Source organism: Rathayibacter sp. AY1B4 (assembly GCF_002932815.1).
Classification (GTDB): Bacteria; Actinomycetota; Actinomycetes; order Actinomycetales; family Microbacteriaceae; genus Rathayibacter.
On sequence record NZ_PSWN01000046.1, the window covers coordinates 1 to 4,930 of the forward strand.

A 4,930-nucleotide genomic window follows, 5' to 3' on the forward strand; every position below is an offset into this window, starting at 1 on the left:
GCGGAGGGCGGTCTCGACGAGCGAGACGAGGCCGTGCGGGCCGAGCTGGCCGGCGAGCAGGTCGAGCGGAGTGGGGACGGGCAGCGCGGAGGCAGCGCGGCCGAGGCGGGAGGCGGGCACGGGGGCGGCCTCGCGCTCCTCCGGCTCCGGGTCGGCGAGGGCCAGCGCGACAGTGGCGGCCACGTCCTCGACCGCGCGGACGCAGCCGAAGCGGATGATCCGCTCGTCGTCGATCAAGGCCTCGCCGTAGCCCGCGCGGAACGCCGAGCGCTGCACGTCGCTGATCGGCCGCGAGTAGATGACGCCCAGCTCGATCAGGAGCAGGTCGGCCTCCCGCGGGGCGACGGTGGCCTCGTCGAAGTCGATCAGCCAGGGGCGGCCGCTCTCGTCGATGACGACGTTGCCGGGATGCGGGTCGCCGTGGAGGGGCACGCGGGAGGTGGGCGTGCGGGCGCGCTTCAGCCGCCGCTCGGCGCCGGCGAGGGCGTCGAGGCGGGAGCGGTTCGCGCGCCACAGCGCGGTGAGGCGGGGGCGGGGCTCCGGCTGCGCATCGATCCTCTCGTCGGTCTCGGCGAGGAGGTCGGCGAGCGGACGGCGGACACGGCGGATGCCCCGCCGCACGGGAGGCGCGAGGGTCGGCGGCTCGGCGTCGTGCACGGAGCGCAGGACCGCGCCGAACCCCTCCCAGTCGAGGGCGTCCTCGCCGGAGTCGACCGCGTCCTCGCCGAGGATCCACGGCGCGACCGAGACCCGCAGCCCCCGGTCCTCCGCCCAGGGGCGCCCGTCGGAGGCGCGGTGCGGCGCCGCGACGCCCGGCACCCCCGCCTCTCCCAGCGACGCCGAGAGCGCGAGTCCGAAGCGCCCGTCGCGGGCCGACGCCTTGACGCTCCACAGCGCCCCGGAGCCGTCGGCCGCGCACCAGACGCGCGCTCCGTGGTCGAGTCCGCCGACGACGGGCTCCAGGTCGACGAGGCCGACGCCGAACTCGCGGCGCACCAGAGCGCGCGCCCAGGCGCCCGCCTCCTCGATCGTGTCCATCCCGTTCATGCTGACGTGCGGGCGCCCCGCGAGCAGGTGCTTGCGCGATCGGTGATCGTAGGCATGGGTGCGGGCTGAGCCGCGTCTCAGGCTCGCGCGGGGAAGAGGGCGAGCCGCTGCTCCGTCCCCTGCTGCCGGACCGTGAGCACGGGAGCCGCGAGCGCGTGACCGTGGTGGTAGCCCGTCACCGACTCGGGGGCGTCCCCGGCGGTGAGGGGCAGGAACGCGATCGGCGAGAGGTCCGCGTCGGCACGGAACAGCGAGAGCGCCCTCGCGGTGACGACGGCCAGCAGCACGGGGTCCGGCTTCGCCGCGCGCAGCGCCGGGAGGTCGACGGCGGCTCCGGCGACCGCGAGCGTCCGCAGCGAGGCCAGCGTCTCCGGAGTGTTCAGCACCGCGGTGACGCCGCCGTCCGGATGCTCGGCCCGCAGCCTCTCGAGGCTCGGCCGGGACCACCGCTCCTCGACGCGCCGCCGGAGCCCGAAGCCGAGCCCCGCGACGATCACCGCCGCCACCGCGAGCACCACGCCCCATCCTCCGTAGAGCTGGTAGGCCCGAGCGCCCGACCACGCCGCCGCGACGACCACCGTCGCCCCGAAGAACGCCTCGCTTCCGAGCGATCGCAGCCGGGTCGACTGCACCTCCTGCGTCACGAGCGCTCCTCCGGGTCGGGCGGACCTCCGGGCGGGATCACGTCAGCGCATGATCGCACCGGCGCCTGCGGGTCTGGCGGGGATCCGTCCCCTCGCGCGCGAGGCCGGCTCAGCGCCCGCGCCGCGCCCGCGGATCGGTGAGGAGCCGGACCGGGGGGAGGTCGGCCAGTTCGGGGGACACGAAGCCGAGCACGTCGGAGTGGTGGTCGGCGGAGGCCCGGCGGAGGAAGGACCAGCACTTGAGCGAGGACGGGCGCCGGTCGAGGGGGAGGGGAGCGGCCTCCACGATGATCACGGTGGCGGAGCGGTGCAGGATCCGCACGGGCACGCGGCTCTCGCGGCCGTCGACGGTCCAGCTGGAGACGCCGCGGATGCGGCCGTCCTCGCGGTCGACCCCGACGGTGAGGACGCTCCGGAAGTCGTCGGACGCGGCGCCCATGCCGATCTGGAAGTCGCCGTCGGCGCCGTCGAGCACGAAGGCGACGTCGAGTCCGCGGCGGTGCCGGACGGTGAAGGTGGCGAGCAGGGGACCGCTCCCGAACCTCGGGGCCTCGTCGCGGGCCTGCCGGACACGCTGCTCCGCGTCGTCCTTGTCCATGGAGCCACTCCTGCCGTCCCGGCGGAGCGGGGCCCGCGCCCCCGTCGAGCCTAAGGGAAGCGGGACGGCGTCACCCCGCGCGAGGCAGCGTCACCCGGAAGCGGGCGCCGACGGGCCCCGCCTCCGCCACGAGGTCGCCGCCGAGAGCCCTCGCCAGCCCGCGCGCGATCGGCAGGCCGAGGCCTGAGCCGCCGTCGGCGCGGTTGCGGGCGTCGTCGAGGCGGACGAGGCGGTCGAAGACGCGCTCGCGGTCGGCCTCGGCGATGCCGGGGCCGTCGTCGTCGACGGTGATCGTGACGGAGTCGGCGGCCGCCTCGACGGCGACGTCGATCCGGGAGCGGGCGAAGCGGGCGCCGTTCTCGAGGAGGTTGCCGAGCACCTGGGCCAGCCGGTCGGCGTCGGCGCTGACCAGGAGCGGCTCGGCGGGCCGGTGCAGCTCGATCGCGAGGCCCGGGCGGCGCAGCTCCTGGCGCTCGATCGCGGCCTCGGCGACGCCCGCGGGGTCCAGCGGACGCGACTGCAGAGCCAGGCCCTCGTCCAGCCGCGCCATCAGCAGCATGTCCTGGATGAGGCGACCCGCGCGCAGCGACTCCCGCACGACGTGCACCGAGAGGCGCTCGCGCTCCTGCTCGCCGCCGTCGGCGCGGACGAGCGCGTCGGCGGCGGCCTGGATGCCGGCGACCGGCGTCCGCAGCTCGTGCGCGGCGTCCGAGACGAACGCGCGCATCCGCTGCTCCGCCGCGAGGGCCGTCGCCTCGGCGGCGAGGGCGCTGCGCTCGGCCTGCTCGAGGTCGTCGAGCATCTCGTCGAACGCGGTCGCGGTGCGGCCGAGCTCGGTCCGCGGACGGGAGGGGCGCAGCCGCCGCCCGCGGTCGCCGTGCGCGATGTCGCGGGCCACGTCGGTCATCCGCTCGAGGGGCCGGAGGGTCGCGCGGACCACGACGATCAGCGCGAGGGCGGCCAGCAGGAGGAACACGGCCGACGCGGCGAGCAGGATCCCGTTCAGCTGCGCGAGGGTGCTGCCCACCGATCCGGCCTCGCTGGTGAGCTCGAGGCGGGTGCCGTCGCTGAGGGTCGACTCGAGGGTGATCAGCTCGTCGTCGGCGGCGACGCTGCTCGAGACGACGGTGACGGCGGCGGACGCGGCTCGGGGCGGGACGGCTCCGGAGGAGGAGCTCGTGCCGGGCGGCGACGGCGGCTCTCCGAGCTGGTCGGCGGCTCCAGGGCCCAGGCGCAGCTGCTCCGGGCTCGGCCCGGCCACGACGTCCTCGCCCTCGGGGCTCGTGATCCGCACCGAGACGCCCTGCGCCGAGAGGCGGGAGGCGAGGGCGTCGTCGGCGATCGTGCCGACCAGCGCGGCGGCGGCGGAGGCGCGGTCCTGCAGCCGCTCCTCGATCTGGTCGCGGAGGCGCTCGCCGAGCACCGCCTGCACCGTCGCCGAGAGGGCCAGGAGCAGAACGGCCAGCAGCGCGAGCACGGCCAGGACGGTGCGGAGGCGGAGGGAGCCGGTCCGCAGGGCGCCCGGCTTGGAGCGGCTCACGCCTCCACCCGGTAGCCGAGGCCGCGGACGGTGTGCACGAGCCGGTCGCCGTGCGCCTCCATCTTCTTGCGGAGGGAGCTGAGGTGCACCTCGACGAGGTTCGGGTCGACGTGGTCGTAGCCCCAGACCTGCGTGAGGATCTGGGTCTTGGTGAGGGTGCGGCCGCGGTTCCCGGCGAGGAAGGCGAGGAGGCGGAACTCGGTCGCGGTGAGGTCGAGGGCGACGCCGCCGCGGCGGGCGCGGCCCGACTCCGGGTCGACGACGAGGTCTCCGATCTCGACGACGGACGGGATGCGGCCGCGGCGGCGCAGCACGGCGGTCACGCGCTTGACGAGCTCGGCGAGCACGAACGGCTTCACCACGTAGTCGTCGACGCCCTCGTCGAAGCCGCGGAGGCGGTCGTCGACGGCGTCGCGGGCGGTGAGCATGATCACCGCCGCGTCGCTGCTGCGGCGGATCCGCTCGGCGAGCACGATGCCGCTCGGGCCGGGGAGCATCCAGTCGAGGATCACCAGGTCCGGAGCGAAGGTGCTCAGCTCGCGGGAGAGGTCCTCGCCGGAGACGAGACCGCGGACCGTGAAGCGCTCGCTGCGCAACGCGGTCTCGACGGAGGAGCGGATGGCGTCGTCGTCCTCGATGAGGAGCACACGGGCGGAGGAGGGCATGTGCTCGAACCTAGGGGCCGCGGATCGGGGCGCACCCGGCGTCTGCTGTGGAGGGTCTGTTCTTAAGTCCGGCTTCAGATTCGCCTTCGAATCTGAGATGGAACCGGCCGCAACCGATCCCGAACGGGGTCGGTACCGGGCCGGAACGAGGAGACACCCATGACCGAGTCGACCACCCCCGCCGAGAAGGGCTCGAGCTTCGGGCCGCGCCGTCCGAAGAAGCGCGCCCTGACCATCGGCATCGCCGTCGGCGCCCTCGGACTCGTCGCGCTCGGCTCGACCGCCGCATTCGCCGCGACGCCGTCGAGCACGCCGACCTCCAGCGCCACCCCGCTGCACTCCACCTCCACCGACGCTCCGTCCACCGATGCGCCCGCAGAGGGCACCGCTCCCACCCCGCCCGGCCCCGGCCGGTGCGGCCCCGCCGGTCCCGGCC

Annotated in this window: 5 protein-coding genes and 1 pseudogene; 1 reads left to right on the forward strand and 5 read right to left on the reverse strand. The window is 75.7% G+C overall.

Annotated features, from left to right (window positions below; genetic code table 11):
* The 5 genes from C5D66_RS16555 to C5D66_RS16575 all read right to left on the reverse strand — a co-directional run.
* Window positions 1–1,038: aminoglycoside phosphotransferase family protein (locus C5D66_RS16555; protein ID WP_104327011.1), on the reverse strand; the 1,038-nt coding region annotated here is incomplete at its 3' end.
* An 86-nt stretch (window positions 1,039–1,124) separates the two neighbouring features.
* Complete coding sequence (locus C5D66_RS16560; RefSeq protein WP_104256642.1) at window positions 1,125–1,691, reverse strand: hypothetical protein; 567 nt, start codon at window positions 1,689–1,691, stop codon at window positions 1,125–1,127.
* A gap of 109 nt (window positions 1,692–1,800) precedes the next feature.
* Complete coding sequence (locus tag C5D66_RS16565) at window positions 1,801–2,289, reverse strand: hypothetical protein (RefSeq protein ID WP_104256641.1); 489 nt, start codon at window positions 2,287–2,289, stop codon at window positions 1,801–1,803.
* A 70-nt stretch (window positions 2,290–2,359) separates the two neighbouring features.
* The gene (locus C5D66_RS16570; RefSeq protein WP_104256640.1) at window positions 2,360–3,829 is read right to left on the reverse strand and encodes a HAMP domain-containing sensor histidine kinase; all 1,470 of its coding nucleotides are present in this window, start codon (window positions 3,827–3,829) and stop codon (window positions 2,360–2,362) included.
* On the reverse strand, window positions 3,826–4,494 hold the full coding sequence (locus C5D66_RS16575) for a response regulator transcription factor (protein ID WP_104256639.1): 669 nt from the start codon (window positions 4,492–4,494) through the stop codon (window positions 3,826–3,828). Before C5D66_RS16575 ends, C5D66_RS16570 begins: the two co-directional genes overlap by 4 nt.
* 159 nt (window positions 4,495–4,653) lie before the next feature.
* Between C5D66_RS16575 and C5D66_RS16580 the strand changes: the two are divergent.
* Window positions 4,654–4,930: pseudogene (locus C5D66_RS16580) on the forward strand (hypothetical protein); the annotation flags it as partial.